The 22,659-nt window shown below is 35.8% G+C and carries 22 protein-coding genes and 1 riboswitch; of the genes, 6 read left to right on the top strand and 16 right to left on the bottom strand.

Translation table 11 applies throughout. The features are described 5' to 3' along the window. Positions 1-3 precede the first annotated feature (3 nt). The 3 genes from opp3C to ACTNDN_RS04090 form a co-directional block, all read right to left on the bottom strand. Positions 4-1,158, bottom strand: coding sequence for an oligopeptide ABC transporter permease (gene opp3C, locus ACTNDN_RS04100; RefSeq protein WP_031539420.1), 1,155 nt, complete (start codon positions 1,156-1,158; stop codon positions 4-6). 1 nt (position 1,159) lies between these two features. Then, the gene (opp3b, locus tag ACTNDN_RS04095) at positions 1,160-2,089 is read right to left on the bottom strand and encodes an oligopeptide ABC transporter permease (protein ID WP_031539421.1); all 930 of its coding nucleotides are present in this window, start codon (positions 2,087-2,089) and stop codon (positions 1,160-1,162) included. A gap of 154 nt (positions 2,090-2,243) precedes the next feature. Beyond that, positions 2,244-3,911: a peptide ABC transporter substrate-binding protein gene (locus ACTNDN_RS04090; RefSeq protein WP_048716943.1), complete on the bottom strand. Its 1,668-nt coding sequence runs from the start codon at positions 3,909-3,911 to the stop codon at positions 2,244-2,246. A 564-nt stretch (positions 3,912-4,475) separates the two neighbouring features. Between ACTNDN_RS04090 and ACTNDN_RS04085 the strand changes: the two genes are divergently transcribed. From ACTNDN_RS04085 to ACTNDN_RS04075, 3 genes are all read left to right on the top strand, one after another. Then, positions 4,476-4,838 carry a DUF3899 domain-containing protein gene (locus ACTNDN_RS04085; protein ID WP_048716939.1) on the top strand — a complete coding sequence of 121 codons (363 nt, stop codon included), beginning with the start codon at positions 4,476-4,478 and terminating at the stop codon, positions 4,836-4,838. A gap of 826 nt (positions 4,839-5,664) precedes the next feature. Further along, positions 5,665-7,383 (top strand): acetate--CoA ligase, encoded by a 1,719-nt coding sequence (gene acsA / locus ACTNDN_RS04080; protein ID WP_349204526.1) that lies wholly within the window; start codon positions 5,665-5,667, stop codon positions 7,381-7,383. Between the two features lie 227 nt (positions 7,384-7,610). After that, the gene (locus ACTNDN_RS04075) at positions 7,611-8,528 is read left to right on the top strand and encodes an aldo/keto reductase (RefSeq protein WP_349204527.1); all 918 of its coding nucleotides are present in this window, start codon (positions 7,611-7,613) and stop codon (positions 8,526-8,528) included. A 73-nt stretch (positions 8,529-8,601) separates the two neighbouring features. On the opposite strand, the gene queF is transcribed toward ACTNDN_RS04075, so the two are convergent. The 8 genes from queF to ACTNDN_RS04035 all read right to left on the bottom strand — a co-directional run bounded on the left by queF (position 8,602) and on the right by ACTNDN_RS04035 (position 15,243). Next, entirely contained in the window at positions 8,602-9,102 is a 501-nt protein-coding gene (gene queF / locus ACTNDN_RS04070; protein ID WP_031539273.1) for a preQ(1) synthase, read from the bottom strand. Positions 9,103-9,227: 125 nt separating this feature from the next. Continuing rightward, positions 9,228-9,274: riboswitch (PreQ1 riboswitch) on the bottom strand. A gap of 173 nt (positions 9,275-9,447) precedes the next feature. Next, a complete protein-coding gene (mnhG, locus tag ACTNDN_RS04065) occupies positions 9,448-9,828 on the bottom strand; it encodes a monovalent cation/H(+) antiporter subunit G (RefSeq protein ID WP_031539274.1) in 381 nt (126 codons plus the stop codon). Continuing rightward, positions 9,806-10,090 carry a Na(+)/H(+) antiporter subunit F1 gene (locus ACTNDN_RS04060; protein ID WP_031539275.1) on the bottom strand — a complete coding sequence of 95 codons (285 nt, stop codon included), beginning with the start codon at positions 10,088-10,090 and terminating at the stop codon, positions 9,806-9,808. Before ACTNDN_RS04060 ends, mnhG begins: the two co-directional genes overlap by 23 nt. Continuing rightward, positions 10,083-10,565: a Na+/H+ antiporter subunit E gene (locus tag ACTNDN_RS04055; RefSeq protein ID WP_031539276.1), complete on the bottom strand. Its 483-nt coding sequence runs from the start codon at positions 10,563-10,565 to the stop codon at positions 10,083-10,085. The genes ACTNDN_RS04060 and ACTNDN_RS04055 overlap by 8 nt, the downstream gene beginning before the upstream one ends. A gap of 36 nt (positions 10,566-10,601) precedes the next feature. After that, positions 10,602-12,086, bottom strand: coding sequence for a Na+/H+ antiporter subunit D (locus tag ACTNDN_RS04050; RefSeq protein ID WP_048718673.1), 1,485 nt, complete (start codon positions 12,084-12,086; stop codon positions 10,602-10,604). Then, on the bottom strand, positions 12,079-12,417 hold the full coding sequence (locus ACTNDN_RS04045; protein WP_031539278.1) for a Na(+)/H(+) antiporter subunit C: 339 nt from the start codon (positions 12,415-12,417) through the stop codon (positions 12,079-12,081). Before ACTNDN_RS04045 ends, ACTNDN_RS04050 begins: the two co-directional genes overlap by 8 nt. Further along, on the bottom strand, positions 12,417-12,842 hold the full coding sequence (locus ACTNDN_RS04040) for a Na(+)/H(+) antiporter subunit B (RefSeq protein ID WP_031539279.1): 426 nt from the start codon (positions 12,840-12,842) through the stop codon (positions 12,417-12,419). The genes ACTNDN_RS04045 and ACTNDN_RS04040 overlap by 1 nt, the downstream gene beginning before the upstream one ends. After that, entirely contained in the window at positions 12,826-15,243 is a 2,418-nt protein-coding gene (locus tag ACTNDN_RS04035) for a Na+/H+ antiporter subunit A (RefSeq protein ID WP_048718670.1), read from the bottom strand. Before ACTNDN_RS04035 ends, ACTNDN_RS04040 begins: the two co-directional genes overlap by 17 nt. A gap of 231 nt (positions 15,244-15,474) precedes the next feature. Here ACTNDN_RS04035 and ACTNDN_RS04030 point away from each other — a divergent pair, with 231 nt between their 5' ends. After that, a complete protein-coding gene (locus ACTNDN_RS04030) occupies positions 15,475-16,167 on the top strand; it encodes a universal stress protein (protein WP_031539281.1) in 693 nt (230 codons plus the stop codon). Positions 16,168-16,204: 37 nt separating this feature from the next. On the opposite strand, the gene ACTNDN_RS04025 is transcribed toward ACTNDN_RS04030, so the two are convergent. From ACTNDN_RS04025 to ACTNDN_RS04015, 3 genes are all read right to left on the bottom strand, one after another. Continuing rightward, positions 16,205-16,762 carry a tyrosine-type recombinase/integrase gene (locus tag ACTNDN_RS04025; RefSeq protein ID WP_031539282.1) on the bottom strand — a complete coding sequence of 186 codons (558 nt, stop codon included), beginning with the start codon at positions 16,760-16,762 and terminating at the stop codon, positions 16,205-16,207. A gap of 491 nt (positions 16,763-17,253) precedes the next feature. Further along, positions 17,254-18,531, bottom strand: coding sequence for a histidine--tRNA ligase (locus tag ACTNDN_RS04020; RefSeq protein ID WP_031539284.1), 1,278 nt, complete (start codon positions 18,529-18,531; stop codon positions 17,254-17,256). Between the two features lie 264 nt (positions 18,532-18,795). Next, complete coding sequence (locus ACTNDN_RS04015; protein ID WP_048718664.1) at positions 18,796-19,536, bottom strand: alpha/beta fold hydrolase; 741 nt, start codon at positions 19,534-19,536, stop codon at positions 18,796-18,798. A gap of 128 nt (positions 19,537-19,664) precedes the next feature. Here ACTNDN_RS04015 and ACTNDN_RS04010 point away from each other — a divergent pair, with 128 nt between their 5' ends. Further along, positions 19,665-20,300, top strand: a complete 636-nt coding sequence (locus ACTNDN_RS04010; protein ID WP_031539286.1) for a copper homeostasis protein CutC — start codon at positions 19,665-19,667, stop codon at positions 20,298-20,300. 61 nt (positions 20,301-20,361) lie between these two features. Here ACTNDN_RS04010 and ACTNDN_RS04005 read toward each other — a convergent pair whose 3' ends face one another. Then, complete coding sequence (locus ACTNDN_RS04005; RefSeq protein ID WP_031539287.1) at positions 20,362-21,393, bottom strand: polysaccharide pyruvyl transferase family protein; 1,032 nt, start codon at positions 21,391-21,393, stop codon at positions 20,362-20,364. Between the two features lie 88 nt (positions 21,394-21,481). Next, entirely contained in the window at positions 21,482-21,943 is a 462-nt protein-coding gene (locus tag ACTNDN_RS04000) for a hypothetical protein (RefSeq protein ID WP_031539288.1), read from the bottom strand. A gap of 145 nt (positions 21,944-22,088) precedes the next feature. On the opposite strand from ACTNDN_RS04000, the gene ACTNDN_RS03995 reads away from it, so the two are divergent. Continuing rightward, entirely contained in the window at positions 22,089-22,496 is a 408-nt protein-coding gene (locus ACTNDN_RS03995; RefSeq protein ID WP_031539289.1) for a VOC family protein, read from the top strand. The last annotated feature ends 163 nt before the right edge of the window (positions 22,497-22,659 follow it).

Raw genomic sequence — 22,659 nt, 5'->3', positions numbered from 1 at the left:
CTCCTATTTATGCATTTTTGGATCGAATGCATCACGCAAACCATCACCTAATATATTGAATGCAATCATTAATACTGATAATACAGCCGCTGGGAAAACTAGTAAATATGGGTACAATCGTAAATTGGCAAACCCTTGCTGAATTAAAGCACCTAGTGAAGCATTAGGTGGGACAATACCAAGTCCGATAAAGCTTAGGAATGCTTCGAAGAAGATAGCTCCTGGAATGGAGAACATTGTATTAACAATAATAATACCAGTTATATTCGGAATTAAGTGTCTTCTAATTATCGTACCATTTGATGTTCCTAACGTTCTAGCAGCAAGAACAAATTCTTGATTTGTTAGCTTTAATACTTCTCCACGAACAATACGGGACATACCTATCCATCCTGTAATTGCTAATGCAATAACAATGGAGACAATACCAGGCTGGAGAATAAGCATCATTAAAAGAATTATTACTAGGTTTGGAATCCCTACTAATATTTCTGCAATACGCTGTAATACGTTATCAACTCTTCCGCCATAGAAGCCAGAGACACCACCGTATGTTACCCCAATTAATAAATCAAGAATTGCAGCAACAAATGCAATGATTAAGGATACTCTTGTACCTTCCCAAAGTCTTGTCCATTGGTCACGACCAAGTGTATCAGTACCAAACCAGAAATAGGTATCATCCATCTCCTTTGCTTCATAGATATGAAAGGTTGCTTTAACAGCAGCAGAATTTCTTGAACCGTCTCCTTCTTCAAGGACTTTAATATCAACAAACTCATCTGTACTTTTATAACGAGCCATTGCCTTTGTAGTTGCATCTTCCACATCAGTGCCTTCATATCGACCTGATAATGTACCATTTAGACCCAACCAAGAAACATTCTCTAATAATGGCACCCTAGGCGGAAGCTTTGCTCGAGAAAGTTCCTGATCATCGTTACCATAGTCATTCATACTTGGACCAATTATACTCATAATAATAATTAACAAAATTATGAATATGCTAACTATAGCAGGCTTGTTTTTCATTAGCGTTCTTCTTGCATCCTGCCCAAAGGTTCTACTTGGTGCCGTTATTTTTTCACTAACATTTTCTTCTTGATTAAGAGGCTTAAATAAATTCTTATCAATTTGATTAAGATTTTTCTTTTCCATTTTATTTATTACCTCCTGCAATTCTAATTCTAGGATCGATTAATCCATATAGGAGGTCAATAATTAATATAATGATTACAAACCCAAAGGCAAACAATAATGTTGTCCCCATAATTGTCGGATAATCATTTACATTAACAGATGATACAAATTGCTCTCCAATTCCAGGAACAGCAAATATTTGCTCAATTACTAAGGATCCTGTCATTAAGCCAACCGCCATTGGCCCAATTACTGTAACTAAAGGAATCAATGCATTACGTAATCCATGCTTGAAAATAATTCCTGCTTCACTAACTCCTTTTGCACGAGCTGTCGTTATATAATGTGAATGCAGAACCTCGATCATTTCAGTTCTAGTGAACCTTGCAGCTACAGCTAGTGGTGAGATTGCTAGTGCAATAGTTGGTAGAATCGTATATTCAAACCCATCCCAAAGCGCAACAGGTAGTAAGTCCCATTTCACCGCCAAGAAATATTGTAATAGTCCTGCAAATACGAACGATGGAACTGATGTCCCGAGTACCGCTATAATGGTGGATGTAAAATCGATTGGACCATTCCTATAAATAGATGCTATTAAGCCCAGTAGAATTCCAACAACAGTTCCCAGCACTAAAGCCTGTCCACCTAAAAGCGCAGAAGGGCCAATTTTAGACGTTAGAATATCTGTAACCGGCGTATTATCAAATGCAAACGAAACCCCTAAATCCCCCTGCACTAGGTTTCCTAAATAACGTACATATTGAACAGGAATCGGATCGTTCAAACCATATTTTTCCAATATAATTGTTTTTTGTTCTTCACTTAATTTATCGTCAGCCTTCAGCGGACTTCCTGGAAGGAACTTCATCAGGAAAAAGGAGACTGTTGCGATAATGAACAGTGTTATTAACATATACCATAAACGTCGAAGTAAGTATCGAGCCATCTGTGCACCTCCTAATTTTCTTTGTTTATTATAGCATAATAATTTATTTTTGCTATAATCAGAATTTTCCTACTCAAAAATACAAGAGAGTATATGCTATAAAAGCATACACTCCCTCTTATTTCATAGCATCGAATTTTTCAAAAAAGCGAAATTACTCTTCAGCTCCAATAGATACCCATTTGTATTCATAATCTGGTCCAAATGGATTTTCAATTAAGCCATGAATTTTTGGAGATGATAGGAATGCGCCAGCACTTTGATATACAGGAGCGATTGCCGCATCTTCAAATAGAATCTTTTCAGCCTCTAAGAAGTTTTGGTAACGAGCTTCGTTATCTGTAGCAAGAGTAGTTGTTGTTTCTTCTAACAATTTATCGTACTCTGCATTTGAGTAACCCATTTTGTTATTTCCGCCATCTGTAATCCATAAGCTTAAGAAAGTGTATGGATCAAGGTAGTCAGGACCCCAACCAGCTAATTGAAGATCGTAGTCTTGATTAGTATCTAAATCTAAACGTTGTTCAAATGGTACTTGTTTTAGAGTTACTTTTAATCCTGGTAGATTTGTTTGTAATTGGTTAGCAAGATATTCGTTCATTGTTTTAGATACATCTGTATCTCCGCCTAGGAATTCGATTTCTACTGAATCAGTTCCTAATTCTTCTAAACCTTTTTCCCAGAATTCTTTCGCAGCAGCAGTATCATATGTTACAAGATCTCCACTAACTTCGCGGAAATCACCACTACCGTCAGGCATTGGAGTAAAGTCTGCTGGAACTAGACCATTAGCAGCTAAAGAACCATTATTTAAAATTGTATCTACTAAAGCCTGTTTATCAAACGCACGGCTGATAGCTGCGCGAATATTTTTATTAGCAAGCGCTTCGTTTCTTGTTTGATTTATTTTCAAATAGAATACAGAGTTTCCTGCTTTAACTGTATAATCTTCATCAGAAGAATATTGGTCAACTAAGTCTGAAGATAAACCAGTACGGTCTACTTCTCCTTTTTCATAAAGGTCAACCGCTGTTTGAGCTTCTTTTACTACTACATAATTAATCGTTTCTAACTTAACTGTATCTGCATCCCAGTAAGTATCGTTTTTAGCAAGATTCCACTTTTGAGATGTACTTTCCCAGTTTTCTAATTTGAAAGGACCATTAGCTAATAGATTTTCAGAGCTAGTAGCGAAAGCCTCGCCTTTTTCTTCAACGAATTTTTGGTTCAATGGTAAGAATGTACCAAAAGTTGTTAAAGATTCAAAATAAGGTGTTGGGTTAGCAAGTTCAACAACTAAAGTATAATCGCCGTCTGCTTTAACTCCCAAGTCTTCAACTGGCATATCACCTTGGCTAATTTCTGCAGCGTTTTTAATTACGCCACCCATCATATATGGACCGTACTCAGAACCTGTATCAGGATTTACAGCACGTTGCCAAGCATAAACGAAATCGTTAGCAGTTACAGGATCTCCGTTTTCCCATTTTGCATCTTCACGTAACTTGAACGTCCAAGTTAAGCCATCTTCAGATACTTCATGGCTTTCAGCAATACCTGGTGTAACTTCTCCGCCTTCACCTAAACGATTAAGACCTTCCATTGTAGCACCTAAGAATTGGAAACCATATTGATCTGTTGCCATTGATGGATCCATAGAAGGAATCGCATCTCCGTTAATTAAGTTTAATACTTGTTCAACATTTTCTTCTGATGAACCATCAGTACCTTCAGACGCGTTATCATCGCCGCCAGAACATGCTGCTAAAAATACACTCAGTATCAATGTAAGTGAAAGCAGCCAAGTTAATTTTCGCTTCATTAAAAAAGACCCCCCATTGTTATATTATTCTGTAAATTACATCTAAAAAAGAAGCTAAAGTGAGTATACTATTATTCTAGTAGAGTTGTAAAGACTAAATATAGAGATAATTTCAAATATTGCTATAGTGCGCTAGAGTGCTTTTGCATTAGAACAACAAAGACAGCGCTTACTTTTGTATTAAAATTCTAAAAATTTATATTAAAAATATAGAGAAAGATATGGCAAAAGAACGATTAATTGTTAAAAATATCCATATCCCAATATACTTTTCTCCCTGAAATTAGAAGACAGTATTATTATTGTAGAATTTCATAATAGGATATATTTACATTATTAGTTCTTTTCTTCCTTAATATTGTAAATAATAATCCGATTCCTCCTAGATTAATTCAACTATCTTTCAACTATATGAAAAAGAAGGTGACACTCTTTTTGACTATTTAATAGTATATATGCTCAATATTTTATAGTCATATGGCTTCCGGAAATGTACATTCTATAAAAGTTAGGTTAAAATACGATTATTCGTGTTGCAAACATACTTAGTAAAGGTGAATAAACATGCTTAATAAAAAATGGTCTCTATTTCTAATAAATATCTTTATGACGGGAATTCTTTTTTTTATTTTTTCTTCTGAATATACTTTTGTTTCTTATATTAATACTGTCTTTTATCTTACTTTCTCTTATATCGTTGTATTTCTATTTCAATATATTGCAAAAGGAGGCTTTTTTGACGGAGTAACGTTCAGCTTCCGAAGATTCCATCACGTGATTCTTAAAAATGATGACTACTTGGATGAATGGAAGGAAAAACCACTTCCATCTCAAAAGTTTAACAAAAGGTTTTACGCTACAATTAAATTTCAAGTACTACTTCTTTTGATTTATCTATTCATTTTGCTTTTCATTCACTATATTTAATACTACTGTTTTTATAGTCCTTTTTAATGAAGACTTTCCCATTAAAGAGGCTGGAACAAAACTAAATAACTAGTCTTTAAAGACGAACAATCTTTAATTTAGCTCTTAAATAAAGCTACTTTCTCTTGATGGTTATCTATGTTTTTTAATATAGTTAAGTGTAAAAATTCAGTCGTTCCATTGCGCTACAGACGCACGATGCGCCGGGGAGGAAGCTGAGCCTCCTCGCATGCTAGGGCACTGAAAAACTGCAATATAATCATAATTGTTGGTGGCCGACTTTTAAATTCGGGTATTTCATTTGTTTCCCGAGGCGACAGCTCGCTTTCCATGGGGCGAGCGCCGAGCCGCTTCGTCACTGCGTTCCTGCAGGGTCTCGGACTTTCTCGCAACTCCCATAGGAGTCGAGCTGTCGCCTCTCCAAACCAACTTTATATTCGCTTTCAAATAAATAAATACTTATTTAATTTGGAGAAACTATACTTTTTCAGTGCCCTCCTCGCATGCGCTGCGGGTTCTAAAGCGTCTCTATTTCCCGCAGGAGTCGAGCGTCTTCCGCTCCATTACACTTCGTTTTTAAACCTTTTTCTAAAAAACAAACACGAATTTTTTTGTAAATTAATTACATTATAGTTCTTGTTTAATTTTGGTAGAAATGCTTATTTCCCAGCCGCTTTATTCCTTTATATAGAAAAGTTTTAACTTATACCCCTATCCATTTTTTAAATGTAGGAATATTTATTCAATTACAACATTAAAATTGTATATATAGTGTTTTCCCATTATAATAGTGTTGTTAAAAAATTGAAATGAGGGGGATGTATGAATGGAATTGAAAGCGTTTCCACCTGTTAAAGGCAAGCATAACCTTGAGAACTATGAGGACTTGTACCAACATTTCAAATGGGACCAAGCAGAAAAGGAATTTTCTTGGCATCAGACTGGAAAAGTTAACTTAGCTTATGAAGCAATTGACCGTCATGCTGAGAATTACCGTGCCAACAAAGTAGCCCTCCACTATTTTCATCCATCAAGAAAAGAGACATACACATTCAAAGACTTAAAGAAATTATCAAATAAAGCTGGAAATGTTTTAAAAAAAGTAGGAAACGTAAAAAAAGGCGATCGAGTGTTTATTTTTATGCCTCGTTCCCCTGAATTATATTTCGCTTTAATTGGAGCGATAAAATTAGGAGCCATCGTTGGTCCACTGTTTGAAGCATTTATGGAGGATGCCGTAAAGGACCGTCTCCATGATAGTGAGGCAAAAGTTATCATTACTACACCTGAGCTTGTAAATAGGATTCCACATACAGAATTACCAGCTTTAGAAACAATTTTTATTGTTGGGGAAGATGTACAAGAGGATGATAAAACAAAAGATTTCCTTCAATATTTTCGCTCTGCTTCTATTGAATTAGACATAGAATGGGTTGATCGTAAAGATGGATTAATCCTTCACTATACCTCTGGTTCCACTGGAAAACCAAAAGGTGTGCTTCATGTCCACAATGCGATGATCCAGCACTACCAGACAGCAAAGTGGGTCTTAGATTTACAAGAAGATGATGTCTACTGGTGCACAGCTGACCCTGGTTGGGTAACAGGTACCTCCTACGGCATTTTTGGTCCTTGGCTAACTGGCTCAACAAATGTGGTTGCAGGTGGGCGCTTTAGTCCTGATATTTGGTATAAAACGATTGAAACATTTGGAGTGACCGTTTGGTACAGTGCACCTACCTCATTCCGGATGCTAATGGCAGCTGGGGATACGGTTACCGAAAAATACACCCTCTCCTCCTTGCGTCATATTCTAAGCGTAGGTGAACCGCTAAATCCGGAAGTAATCCGGTGGGGTCACGAAGTATTTGGACATCGCATTCATGATACTTGGTGGATGACTGAAACTGGTGCACAGCTGATATGTAATCTACCTTGTATGGATATCAAGTTAGGCTCAATGGGGAAACCTCTTCCAGGGATAGAAGCTGTTATTCTGGACGATAACGGAAATATTTTGCCGCCAAATCAGATGGGGAATTTAGCCATTAAAAAAGGTTGGCCATCAATGATGCATACAATTTGGAATAATCAGGAGAAGTTCAATAGTTATTTTCAACATGATGAATGGTATGTTTCTGGTGATTCCGCTTATATGGATGAAGAAGGTTACTTCTGGTTTCAGGGACGGGTGGATGATGTTATTATGACGGCTGGAGAAAGAGTTGGTCCATTTGAAGTGGAAAGCAAACTAATTGAATTTCCGGCAGTAGCAGAAGCAGGTGTAATTGGAAAGCCAGATCCTATTCGAGGTGAAATTATTAAAGCCTTTATTGCACTAGTTGACGGCTATAAAGAAACAGATGAATTAAAAGAAGAAATACGTATATTTGTAAAAACAGGCTTGGCCGCTCATGCCGCTCCAAGAGAAATTGAATTTTGCGAAAAGCTTCCTAAAACCCGTAGCGGAAAAATAATGAGACGTGTTTTAAAGGCTTGGGAACTCGGACTCCCTACTGGCGATCTTTCTACAATGGAGGATTAAAATTCAAAATAATAGGAAAAGAAATGGAGTGCTTCTTCCATCTCGAAATGGGAGTGCACTCCTTTTCTATTTTTTTTGCTAGAAAAGGAGTATTTTTCGATTTCATAAGTCTAAAGGTTGGTGTTCATCTCCTTTCTATGGCAAAATAAAAATGGTCTACTGTATTAGAAATTTTAATCTTGCACAATTATTAAAGCGTTTTCTATTAATAGAAGGGACTGAGAAACGTGAGAATAATCAAACTAGGTAGCAGTAATTTAGAAGTGCCTGTAGTAGCGGTTGGCTGCATGCGTATTAACTCATTAGAAAAAAAGGAAGCAGAGCAATTTGTACAAACTGCTTTAGAACAAGGTGCTAACTTCTTTGATCACGCAGACATTTATGGTAGCGGTACTTGTGAAGAGATATTTGCAGATGCTATTCATATGTCTCCAAGTGTACGCGAAAATATTATTTTGCAATCCAAATGTGGCATTCGCAAAGGAATGTTTGACTTTTCAAAAGAACATATCTTAAACTCCGTTGATGGAATATTAAGTAGGCTAAAAACAGAATACTTAGATACCCTTCTGCTTCATCGTCCCGATGCTTTAGTTGAACCTGAGGAAGTTGCAGAAGCATTCCAAATTCTTGAGCAATCTGGAAAGGTTCGTCATTTTGGCGTTTCTAACCAAAATCCGATGCAAATACAACTATTGCAAAAATATGTGAAACAGCCTCTTGTGGCTAACCAATTGCAACTAAGTATTACAAATGCCAATATGATTTCTAATGGAATCAATGTAAATATGGAGAATGACTCTGCAATTAATCGTGATGGCAGTATTTTAGACTTCTGTCGCTTGCATGATATTACAATCCAGCCTTGGTCTCCATTCCAATATGGTTTTTTTGAAGGGGTATTCCTTGGAAATGAAAAATTTCCTGAATTAAATCAACAAATAAATGAAATTGCTGAAAAGTATCAAGTCAGCAATACAACTATTGCGATTGCGTGGTTATTGCGCCATCCTGCTAACATGCAGCCGGTTATTGGAACAATGAATGTGGATCGTTTAATCGATTGCTGTAAAGCAAGTGATGTTCATTTAACACGAGAAGAATGGTACAGTATTTATCGCGCTGCTGGGAATATCTTGCCTTAATCCACAAAGGAAAATATGACTTTAAAAAGCCAGTCAACAACCACAAAATTGCGAGTTGTTAACTGGTTTTTTATTATCGATTATCTACTTTTTCTGGATACATATCATGGTTCATTAATCGATGGGCTGCCATCTCTTCAAATTTAGTGCCCGATTTTCCATAATTGCACCATGGATCAATTGATATTCCGCCACGTGGAGTGAATTTCCCCCAAACCTCGATATATCGAGGATCTAATAGTTTGATTAAATCATTCATGATAATATTCACACAATCTTCATGAAAATCACCGTGATCGCGAAAGCTAAATAAATATAATTTAAGAGATTTGCTTTCTACTATTTTCTTATTTGGGATATAGGAAATATACATTGTGGCAAAGTCAGGCTGTCCAGTTATTGGACAAAGGCTAGTAAACTCTGGACAATTAAATTTTACAAAATAATCTCTATCAGAGTGGAGATTATCTACCGATTCTAACACCTCTGGTGCATAATCACTTTTATATTGAGTATTTTGATTTCCTAACAAAGTTAAATCTGTTAATCCTTCTTCTTTCTTTCTTCCAGACATTTGAGCTCCTCCTTGTTTGGTGTTTCCCAACACTGCATAAAAGAGAGGTATTTTACCTTACGCAGAAACTAGCTGAATAAAACAAAAAAGCCATATCCTTTTTATGGACATGGCGTTGATTGCATGTATCCATAGTTTTTTATAGAGGGTATTCGCTATGAACCTCTCCCGTCTCAGTACGGGTATTTCGTTTTTAACTATATAGAAATCGCGAAATTTCGTCAATTAGAAATAAATAACTTTCTCTCTTCATGAAGATGTAACGTAATTTTTTTAATGAATCCACAGCCTCAATCGTTCCAATATTAATTTTCCTATCCAAAAAAATCAATCTATGAAACCAGCCTACTTGTGCTGAACTTCTATTGTTTCGATTCCTTCTTCTTCCATTTCAGCCTTTAAATCATCTTGTACTGTTACATCTGCGAGCTTTACTTTAGAACGATAGGCAGAACGCACGACTACATGGGATGCGACAGGTGAGGTTAGGAAAACAAAGAAAATTCCTAGAAATAAACGAATACTAAAAGTTCCCTCTATGATAAAAAAGACAAACGTTCCAACAAGAGTAAAAAGTACTCCCATTGTAGAGCCTTTGGATGCAGCATGTGATCTCGTATAAACATCTGGAAGTCTTATTAGTCCTAATGAGCTAAGAAAACAGAAGATAGCGCCAAAAAATATAAGTAGAACTGCTATAAGCTCAATCGGATTGTTTTCGCTCAATGACTACACCTCTTTCAATATATCGTGCAAAGGCAATGGTTCCAATAAATGATAGAATCCCTATTAATAAAATTACTTCAAAAAAACCTGTATTTCGAAGCAACACAGAAAAGATAGCTACTCCGGCAATTAAATTAATCCCCAAACAATCAAGCGCCTGAATTCTATCTGGAGCAGATGGACCTTTGACCAGCCGAAAAACCGTTGCAAATATAGATAGAACAAGTAAAATTAAGGATCCAACCAATAGATTATCAATCATAACGAGTCACCCTCTTAATAGCCTTTTCAAATTTTTCCTTCGAACGAAAGATGGATTCTTTTTGAGCGGGTATATCCATTGCATGGATAAAAAACTTATTATTATCAGAAGTGACCTCCACAACAACTGATCCCGGGGTTAAATTCATTAATAAGGCTAACAAGGAAACCTCTAATTCCCCCTCTAATTCCGTCTCTAAGGAAAATATTCCTGGGGAAATATTAATCCTAGGTTTTATTATTTGTCGAATGACGACTACACTCGATGTAAACAGCTGTTCAATAAACACAACGAACAACTTAATGACTGCAAAAAATGTCTCTAAATAAAAGTTAGTTGACATATAGCGGCGCAAGATAAAGAGAACGAGAATTCCAAATAAATAACCAGTAAAGAAGGTCAATACATTCCAGGTGTCTTGCAAAAACATCCAAATGACACCTATTAACAAGTTAATTAATATTTGCATAGGCATATTAATCACCTCTTTCCATCCATTTAATTACTCCTTTTATTTTCCATTTCCCAAAACAGCCTCTATATAATAAAGAGGATTCATTAACCCTTCCACTGCCATATCTACATATTCATGTATTCCTTCTGTCCCAATGCCTAAAGCAATCGTCAAGAAAGTAAGCACAGAAATTGGCAGCATTAATCCTTTTGTTGTCCCTTTTTCTTCTTCAAGTGTTAAATCCGTATATCCCCAAAACACCGACATAAATACTTTCATAATAGAATAAAGAACAAATAAACTACTAATCAGTCCAAATGCACCTAGCCAATAGTATCCTGCAGTAAATGTCCCTTCTGTTATAAATATTTTACCTAGAAAGCCACTTAAAGGAGGTATCCCTGATAAAGACAGTGCTGCAATAAAGAACATCCAGCCTAACTGAGGATGCAAGCGAATCAATCCGTTCATTTCATCTAATTTACTTGTTCCTGTTAGATGGATTACGGTGCCTCCTAATAGGAAAATAAGTGCTTTAATCACCATATCATGAATGAAATAATAGATAGAACCAGTCATCCCTACCGTTGTATAAGTAGCGACTCCTGCTAAAATAAAGCCGACACCAATGACCACATTATAGGTCATTACCTTATAAATATCTCTATAGGCAACCGCTCCGATTGCCCCAAGTGTCATCGTAATACCTGCAAGGATGCCAATTAATAAATGTGTTATTTGTACTTCATGATAAAAAATCAAGGTAAATACTCTGATAATTGCATACATTCCAACCTTTGTTAAAAGGGCAGCAAAAATAGCGGATATAGCCGTCGGTGGTGCACTATAAGAGCCTGGAAGCCAGAAGAATAAAAATAGCCCCGCCTTTAAACTAAACACAATTAAAAATAATATCGCTACGGTTGTCATTAATCCATCTTGACCAACTTCGGCAATTCGAACCGACAAATGTGCATAATTTAGCGTTCCTGTAATCGCATATAAATAAGCAATTGCCACTAGAAATAGAAAAGATGAGATAATGTTTATTAAAATATATTTGATTGATTCCCTTAACTGAACTCTTGTTCCTCCTAATGAAATTAATACATATGAAGCAACAAGCATTACTTCAAAACAGACAAATAGATTGAAAATGTCACCCGTGAAAAAAGATCCGTTAACCCCTGTTATTAAGACCAAAAATAAGGGATAAAAATAATATTTTTCTCTTTGCTCACCAATTGAATGAAATGCGTATAATAAACAACAAAATCCAATAATACTAGTAACTAAAACAAGAAGCGCTGCAAACATATCTGCAACCATGCTTACGCCAAACGGCGCCTCCCATCCCCCTAACTGAATGGACTGTATTCCTTCTGCTTTAATTTGAAAGATTAAAATAATCGTTACAATAAAAACAGAAATAATTGCTATTAGACTTAATATTCGATGAAGCGTAACTTTGTCTCTAAAAATCACCATAATCATCGCAAAAACGATAGGAAGGATGATCGGCAATATTACAATATTATTCATCCTCATTACCCCTCAATAAATCTGTATCATCGGTGCCAAGCACTTTAAATGCTCGATAGCTTAGGACTAAAAACAAAGCAGTCGTTGCAAAGTTTATAACAATAGCTGTAAGCAGCAATGCTTGCGGCAACGAATCAGCAAAAGTGTGATCGGTTATTCCTAAAAGGGGAGGACCACCTTTTTTCAATCCCCCCATTGTAATAATAAGCAAGTTTACACCGTGACCAAGTATAGATGTTCCTAAAATTATTCGTAATAATGTCTTTGTTAAAATAAGATAAATTCCAATGGAGAATAATACTCCCACTAGAATAGACATTAATGTCTCCATCAGCGATCATCCCCAATTGTCATAATAATGGTTATCGCTGTACCGATAACGGCTAGAGCAACGCCAATATCAAAAATGACAGCTGTCGCTAACTCTGTTTTTCCGAAAACAGGCAAGTCAAAATATCCAAATGCTTGAGTCAAGAAAGCTTCCCCAAATACCATTCCACCAACACCTGTTAAAACAGCAATTAATACACCTACCCCTGCTAACACTTTAAAATCAACAGGAATATTTTTTCGAACAGTCTCAATATCAAAAGAGAGAAAAAGCAAAATAATCGCGGCAGCAAAGGTAAGTCCGCCAATAAATCCCCCACCTGGAAAGTGATGTCCAGATACAAATAGATTTATGGCAAAGGTAAGGATAATAACGACGGCAACCTTTGTGACACTTCGAATGATAATATCATTTGGTTTCTTCATTCTTATCCCCTCCTACAAGCCTAACTTTTATTAATGTATACACTCCTAGACCAGCAACTGTAAGGACAAGGATCTCTAACATTGTATCTATCCCTCGGAAATCAACTAAGATAGCATTAACAATATTCTTTGCTCCTGCCAATTTATAGGAATCTTCATAGTAGCTCGAAATAGAGTCAAATAGATGGGTACCATTAGCTGAAAGAGCAACAATTGTAACAACTGCGCCTACTCCTATTGAAATAATGGCATTGACCGCTTTGAAACGAATCCTACTAATTTCCTTCTTTAATTGCGGCAAATGATAGAAGCACAGTAAGAATAAAACGGTTGTCACTGTCTCAACTACTAATTGTGTGAGTGCCAAATCAGGAGCTCTAAAAAGTACAAAGAAAAACGAGACAAGAAATCCTAGGGCACCAACTGCTACAATGGATGTAATCCTTGATTTAGAGAAAAGAACGGTAACCGAGCTTATAATCATTGCAATAACTATGCCAATATCAAAAAAACTAATTGGTGAGTCCTGAGACATATCGAACGTGACCCCATTAAACAACACGAGAGATCCCCCGATTATGACAATAAGGAATCCAAATATATAGACTAAATAATCACGAAGGAATCCTGTCATATAAAAATCTGTTATTGATTTTGCCACCTTCTCCATATATTCCAAACTAAGATTATATAAATTGCTTAAGGTGATAGCTTGTGGATAAAGGCGATAAATCTTATACCATTTTTTTAATAGTAAATATAAGATAATTCCAACAGCCACAACCCCAATCGTCATCCAAAGTTCTGTGTTGAATCCATGGAAGGCACTGATCTTTTTGGATTTCACCGTATGCGCAAGAGATGGTAAAACCGATGCAAAAGCTGGCTTTAATAAATACTTGGAAACAACATTAGGGATAAAGAAGAACAGAATAACTAATGCCCCTAAAATAATCGGCGAGACTAATAAACCAATTGGTGCTTCATGAATCGCTTTATCTAATTTTGGCGCTTTGTTTTTTCCTTTAAATGTTTTGAATACCAAGATCATGCAATAGATAAAGGTAAAGACACTTGCAATCCACGCAATAATGGGAATAATCATACCCAGATATGGAAGATTAAATATTTCCATATGGGAGGCATTCACTACAGCAGTAAAGAACATCTCTTTACTTAAGAAGCCATTGAATGGAGGAAGACCCGCCATTGAAAAGCCACCAATTACAGTAAGCGTAAAGGATACGGGCATTAAGTGAATTAATCCACCAAGTCTCCGAAGATCTCGAGTACCAGTCTCATGGTCAATAATCCCTACAACCATAAATAAAGAACCCTTAAAGGTGGAATGGTTTACTAAATGAAAAATAGCTGCAAAAATAGCTGTTGCATATAATCCCGCTTCTTCTACTCCTAAATCCTTATATAATGCAGCAGAACCTATACCCAGTAAACTCATAATCAGTCCCAATTGACTAATCGTTGAATAGGCTAATAATGCCTTTAAGTCTGTCTGTTTCACTGCATTAAAGGATCCATATAATAAAGTGAATAAACCAATTCCTACAACAAACCAAAACCACTCTGCTGTGCCGCCAAAAATCGGTGTCAAACGAGCAACTAGATAAATTCCTGCCTTTACCATCGTGGCAGAGTGTAAATACGCACTAATGGGCGTAGGTGCTTCCATAGCATCAGGCAGCCAGATGCTAAACGGAAATTGCGCCGATTTTGTAAAAGCGCCAAGCAAAAGAAGAATCATGGCTGGTATAAATAAACCGTGATTTTGGATTAGATGGACATTCGCTAAGGTCTCTCTAATACTTGTCGTATCTGCCATAATAGAGAGCATGATCAGTCCTGCTAACATAGCTAGCCCGCCAAAGACAGTAATCAACATTGCTTTTTGGGCACCATATCTTGAGCGATCTCTTTCATACCAATAAGCTATTAGTAAAAAGGAGGATACACTAGTAATTTCCCAAAATACATATAAAACAAAATAATTATCAGATACTACTAGCCCAAGCATCGCCCCCATAAATAACAATAAATAGACATAGAAGTTATGCAAAGCTTCCCGGTGTTTTGATAAATAGAATATAGAGTACAGAATCACCAAAGCTCCTATTCCAGCAATCAATAAACCAAATACTAAGCTTAGTCCATCCAAATACGTAGTAAAGTTAATATTATAAGCAGGTATCCAGTTGACTGTAGAAGTAAACACCTCTCCTTTCGCTATTTTAGGGATGTACATCAATAGGAAAAGAAAAATGGTGAATGGAACAAACAGGACGAACCAACCTGTATGAATCCGAGGCGTTAGCCTTTTATATATAAAAGGTACAATTAGTGCAAACATAAATGGCAGCAATATCATAAAATGTAACCATGTCATTTGTTGTATCCTCCTCCTTTTATGCAAGTTTATATTTTGGGTTTTCTTGAGATAAAACGTATTTATAATGGAAACTATGTCTAACCTTACTATTAGTAAAAGAAACGGATAATAATTGTCATTTGGATAATTTAAGAAATGCATTGACTCATAAAGTAGCATACGTTATAGTCATACATAGTTTATTATTAGTGGTGTAAATCATTCACATCTATTGAGGTGAAAAAAATTATGGTAAATGGAAAAGAACGCATGGATGAAAGTATTCTAGTATGCGTTTATTACGGACCTAACGGTGAACGCCTTATACAAAGAGGCTGTAAAATAGCGAATATGCTTGATTGTCCACTTTATATCCTTACGGTTGATCCGAAACCATTTGATGAGTTGGATGCAGAAAAATCAAATTATATTGCTAGATGGAAAGAATTAGCTGAACGTCATAGTGCCGACGCGTTTATCATTAAAGATAAGGAATCGAGACCAATCTCTAAAGTGATTGCAGAAGTAGCTAGAGAGAAGAAAATCACACAAATTGTTCTTGGTCAAACTGCACAAAGCCGTTGGGAACAAATTGCTAAAGGCTCCATTATTAATTCCTTATTGCGTGAAATCCCTTTTGTTGATCTTCATATTATTTCTGTTGCACGCTTTTTGAAAAACCCAGAAGGCCAATATGAAAAAGGTGTACGTGCATATTTAGTAAAAGAGGGAAATGGCTATCGCCTAATTTTCAATCATACAAAACATGTAATGTATGAGGGAATTTTCTTTAAAGAACAAGGCACTGATTTCAATAATGGTGTTTTTAAATTTATGAAAGATAAAGATACATTGCAAGTTCAAGTCCATGAGGACATCATTAACGAATTAACTAATGTTGATATTGATACAGATGCTAGTAATGATGATGACTATTTATAAGTTTGACTAATCTCCACCTAGTTTGGTGGAGGTTTTTTTAAAGATTGACATCCACTTTTACTAAACGCTTTTCTTGCTTATCAATCCCAATATACTTTAACGTTTCTGCCCTCGATGTATGATTATATACATTCATCAATAAGGAAATCGCAATCCCTTTTCGATATGCATGATAGCCAAAAGTTTTTCTCAACGTATGGGTTCCAATTTTCCCGGGAATTCCAACTAGCCTCGCCGCCTTATTAATAATCCGATAAGCTTGCTGGCGAGTAATTGGTTGATTATTTTTCTGTGACTTAAATAAAAACTCATCCTCTTTAAATTCGCGTTCCTCCATATATTTCTCTAACTCCGTATGCACCTTACCGTTTAAATAATATGCCTTTACTTCGTCAGCATCATGAAGATACAAAAACTCTTTCATTCCAGATTCATCTTTTACATCCTGAACCTTCAATGCAAGTAAATCGCTTACTCTTATCCCAGTATTTATACCTAACACAAAAAGCAACAAATCTCTTTGTGATTGTTTACGCAATACTTCTTTAATTGCATTAATACTTTCAATTTCTTTTATAGGATCGACATATTCCATCCGTTCGCCTCCTAATAATGTTACATAACTATATGTTATCATCATTTAAGTAACATTACAACGAATAAACTTTAATCTTAATTTTTTCTTTTGTAGTATGCTTCTTTTGTTTTGGAAATAGTCTGTTGAAGACGTTTCTTTGGAAAATGCTTTTAGCTGTAGTAGAGAAGGGGGTTTTGATTGATTTGAAAACGAATAGGAACGTGTTTTTTCTATTACCTTCTTTTTTATGAAAAATGGGCTTTGTTTTGACCACTCTGTTACCTTCGCGCTTCTTTTTTCTTCCATTCGAGCTTAGAGACGGGTTTGTTACCTCCGCGCTCCTTTTTTCTTCCGCTCGGGATCAGAGACGGATTCTCTGTTACCTTCCTGCTCGTTTTTCCTTCCATTCGGGCTTAGAGACTATTTTTTTAACTTGCTAATATCCTTTGAATCAACTCTCACATAAATAAAAGCAGTAAATGTCTCCCATCTACTGCCTCGTCTAATGATTAATATTCGAAATTCACTATCCATTCTTCTCCTGTTTTCATATCTCTCACTTTATACATATTGCCTGCCACTTCCTCGTCTCCTAGTATAATCACCTTTTTGACACCTTCTTTATTTGCTTTATCTAAAGCTTTCACCAGTTTTTTCTTTCCTAACTCGAGCTCTACTTTAAAGCCTTTGTCACGAAGTGTTTTCGCAACTAAAAAAGCTTCCAGCGGTCGACCAATCGGAATAATATAGTAATCCAGCTTTGCATCATCAAAATCTATTTTATCTAATAAAAGAGCAGATAATATAACATCCAACCCAAAGGAAATACCCACTGTTGCATAGGTTTGCTTTGAGCCAATTAATCCGCCTATCGCATTGTCATATCTTCCGCCGCTACCTATGCTCGACTTTATTCTCTTATCAGTTAAGAAAATTTCATAGATTGTTCCAGTATAAATTTCAAGACCTCTCGCAAGAAACGGATTGAATACGCAATATTGCTCCAGTCCAAACTTCTTTATATACGATTGTAATTCATTCCATTCTTCCAGCCCCTTTCTAATGCTCTCTTCTTTTTCTGCCAGCTGTTGATAGTACTCTATTATGCCGATTAAATCCTTTTGTAAAAAAGCATCAATCTCCTCTATTACTGTTTGTTCTAATCCAGCATCTCTTAGTTCTTCCTTTATTTTTTCTTTACTAATTTTTTCTATTTTATCTACTATCAAAATCACCCGATTTATCAATTGATCCGCAATATTCAATTGACGAAGAAACCCAACTAATAATTTTCGATTATTGTATTGAATCGTTACTTCCATCTTTAATTTATCAAAAATATTCAAAGCCATCATCATAAGCTCTGCTTCTGCCATTTGCGATGGAACACCTACAATATCGACATCACATTGTGTAAACTCTCGATATCTCCCCGTCTTTATCGGACCATCTCGAAATACTTTGCCAATCTCATAGCGTTTAAAAGGCATTTTTAGCGTTGGATTCATCGCTACCACTTTCGCAAAGGGAATGGTTAAATCATAGCGCAACGCCAGCTCCCTTTTGCCACGATCAGAAAGAGTGTACATTTCTTCTAAAATTTCCGCTCCACCTGCGTATTTAGAAGCAAGCAATTCTTGGTAATTTAAGATAGGTGTCTCAAGCGGTTTGCAGCCATACTGAATAAATACATCTTCCATTGTTCTCCGAATATTTCTTCTGATTTCTTCCTCTCTCGGTAAATAATCCATTGTTCCTTTAACATTTTGGTAAATCATCTTCTTCATTTTTTCATGCCCCCTGTTTAAAATAAAATAAAAAACCGCCCTTGATTTAAGTAGTTAAAACTTAATCAAATGCGGTTTCATGAGAAATAGTCTTCCTATGTACGATTTTTAAATCGAAATAGCAAGACTACTTTTTATGATGATGTAATTGTGAAAGGTTGATGCTGTGCGTACGTTTAACCATTTCAATCACCTCTTATTTTCCAAATACTTTAACATATTGGAAATTATAAAACAAGACCCACTTTACTTTTTAATAAGTGGTTAACTTTCCTCACCCATTTTTATGTTTGCATCGCCATATTTCATCAGAAAAGAATCTAACATTTTAGTATAAATCTCCGGCTGTTCATCCTGAACTAAATGTGCCGCAAAAGGAACAACTGCAATGTGCATATTCGAATTTATTTCTTGATAATAGCAAGCGCCCTCTATCTCGTCTCTTTTTCCTTCGCCTACTATGCAAAGAATCGGCATCTTTAATGCATGTATATCCTTAATTTCATGAAATGGATACCACGTTGAATCTTGTGTTATTAAAAGGGCTTCTCTCCAATCCCCTCTATGAATTTGGTTGAAATAATCAGCTACCTCTTCCTTTTGCAAAAGGTGACTTTGTTGCTCTATGTCTTTAAGATGTAACTCTTCCCAATTATCAGGCTTTAAGGGCATAACCCCCGAGATAGTTAAACTCTTTACTTTTTTAGGATGCTTTTTTGCAAAAATGATGGCTACCAATGCTCCTATTGATCCTCCTACAATATGAGCAGAGTCTATTCCTACATGTTCCAACGTTTCAAACAAATCATTAGCAGATTCATCAAAGAAATTAGAAAAATTGGCAACTACAGAATGACCATGCCCTCTTAAATCAGGAGAAATCACCTGATAATGCCTTTGAAAAAAAGCTCTTTGATACTCAAAATCTGTTAACCCTGTTTGCAAACCAGTATGAAGAAATACAATCGGTTCTCCTTTTCCTTGAATAGAAGTATGTAATATCACTCAATTCCCTCTCCTTATTTCCCTAATTTTCTAAATTTTTATATTTCATCATCAAGTATAACCGATTTTTCACAGTAAATATATGGTACACTAGCTAAATTAGACGTTAATTAAAAGGTGTTGAGACAATGATAAAAGAAATCTGCGTAGAAAACTTCACACTCGTCCCAAGAGCTATTCAAAATGGTGCAGATCGGATTGAGCTCTGCGATAATCTATCTGTAGGGGGAACGACTGTTAGCTATGGTGTTGCTGCTAAAACTATCTCCTTTTGTCGAAATACCAATACTAAAGTAATGGCAATTGTTCGTCCAAGAGGTGGGAATTTTATTTATACCGAAGATGAAGTGGATATTATGTGCCAGGATATTCATCTTTTTAAACAGCTTGGTGTTAATGGAGTGGTAATTGGTTGTTTAAATAAAGGGCAATGGATTGATGAAGAAGCAATGGAAAGATGCTTAACCGCTGCTACTGGTTTGGAGGTTACCTTTCATATGGCCTTTGATCATATTGCTCCTGAGTTAAAGAACCAAGCAATCGACTGGCTCATTTCCCATCGGGTAAACCGGATATTAACACATGGTGGTCCTCTATCTACTAAAATTGAAGATAATATACCTACGCTGAAAAGTTATATCGAATACGCTGCTGGAAAAATCATTATTCTTCCTGGTGGAGGGATTACCTCTGCTAACCTTCCAGTTCTATCTGTTCAGTTAGAGATGAAAGAAGTCCATGGATCAAAAATTTTTGGAGCATAGTAAATTATCGGAAACTACATAGTAAAAGGAGATATCCTAAACGGATACTCCTTTACTACTTTTACCCTCTAAAAAAATCCTTCAACACTTGAAAATCCTCTCTAACATCAATCTTATTGGGCTCAGCACTTTGTAATCTTTCAATAATAGCTGGAAGCTCGTTTAAATCCTTATTATCGGTATACTCAATAAATGATAATTCATGTAGCCAATCATTATACGAGTGCTTCGCTTTTCCGTAGCTATTCCCGAATACCAAGCAAGGAGTCTTTGTGATAATTGAAAAGATCATTGCATGCAACCGATCTGTGATTATTAATTTTTTAGAACCAATTTTATCAAGCATTTTTAATAATTGAGGTTCACGATCAGCATAATCAATCACATCAACTTCTGAAAGCACCGTATCCGTTCGTTCCACTGGATTATCTTTTCCAACCAAGTTCATTAAGTCTGAGACAAAATTTTCTTCTGTTACTTTTTCCTTGTCTGCTCTTAGAACGAATAGAACACCTTCCCTTTCAAGGTCCCTTGGTTCAATGGAAAGGGATAGCACCATATCTGGAGTGTACAGTACATTTGCTTGGAAAGTATCTTTTAAGATTTCTAATGTCTGATTCTCTCTTGCTACTAAAGTGAGGTTAGGATTTTTGTTATATGCTTCTTGGCTTTTTTTCTTTTCTGCTTGTCCTTCCTCTGTATCCTCAAAAAAGGCAGATTGAGGGAACACAATCGTTCGGTAATCTTTAAATGACTCGATGACCTTTCTGCGATCCTCCTCAATATCCAAGTACAGGCTTCCTAAATTTCCTCCACCGGTAAAACAAACAACATCATCCGTTTTAATAATCTTTTTAACTAAATCGATTCCTTCCTCTGTTGCATAATCCATAATTTCAATATATTCATAGTAAGGGAAGCAATTTTTAATAAATTTCTCTTCCGCATACGCTATGGCCTGATCGCCAATATTTGTATAACTCGGAGAGCCAAATAGAAACACTTTTCTTTTATTATTAAATAACGCTTCCTGATTTACATTCGGAGCAATTCCTTTTACTATATGAAACTCTTTTCTCGCTTGGTTTAACATAACGCCATTCCTCCTTCTATAGATCTTGTAGTTTTTGTCATATACCCCAAATGAGCAATATTTATTCCCAAATTAGTCACTTTCTCTCTTACTTCTTCTGTTTCCATGCCAATAGAATGGCCTTGCCATCACTTGGTGCATTTTCTCCATAATCAAAAGGAAGCAACGCAAAGAAGATATAGTATAGGGAGAAATACGCAAACTGATAGAAAAAGGAGCTTCTTGGGAAAACATCCTGCATAATGAATAAATTTATTACTAAAACGGACAATAGATTAAATAAAATTCCTCCACTATGAATTAAAATCCGTTGCCATCTCTTTTTTTCTTCAATTCCTTTATAATAGCAAGTTGCATCTATAAAATAGAACAAATGAACATGGATGGGACCAATACAGAATAGCTCATTCCCCTTTCCAACGATCAAATCACCCTTTCCGCCAAACAGCCAAACAAAAAAATGGTGTCCAGAGGCATGAATCAAGCTAACAATAGGCAATATAACGAAAAAGGCCCATGCGAATTTATCAAGATCGTCTAGAGAAAACATCCTCATCCTCCCTTCTTCCTATCAGGATGAACTAGTTTACAGATTATTACTCTTTTAAATTTGATATAGTTAAGATACCTCCATACTTTAAAAGTAAATCCTCCATTAGATATTTGATAGATTTTGGAAATATTTATACTATATAATGGATTTATCTGATAATTTCATAGAAAGGAGAACTATTTTGATACAAAAAATTGGACAAATTGGCGTAACAGTAAGAAATTTAGAACAAGCCGTTCACTTTTATAAAGAAAAACTTGACCTTCCACTTTTGTTTCAAACAGATAATATGGCCTTTTTTGTTTGTAACGGTTTGCGTTTACTTATCACTCTACCTGAAAATGAAGAATTTGATCATCTAAGCTCAACGATCTATTTTCAAGTGGAGGATATCAAATCAGCTTATGAGAAGTTAAGGAAGAAGAAGGTTCTTATGGAAAGTGAACCACACCTTGTTGCTAAGATGGGAACTACCGAAACCTGGATGGCCTTCTTTCGTGATTCCGAGGGGAATATGCATGCATTAATGAGTGAGATAGAGGCTGCCTGATTAGGTAGCTTTTTGTTTTTACTTTTTGGGTTAGGTTGATGAACTTTATTCCTCACGCTTTGTTTTTTTCCGTTATTATTCACCTGCTTAAAGCCACACATTCTTCGAGATGCCGGCTTTTCTTTTTATTTAGTTGAATAGTGAAAATCTTCTCTTGTATCCT

The organism is Niallia sp. HCP3S3_B10 (assembly GCF_052064465.1).
GTDB classification, from domain to species: Bacteria; Bacillota; Bacilli; order Bacillales; family Cytobacillaceae; genus Niallia; species Niallia hominis.
Note: the sequence above shows the minus strand (reverse complement) of the source record. Positions and strands in the feature narration are given on the sequence as shown.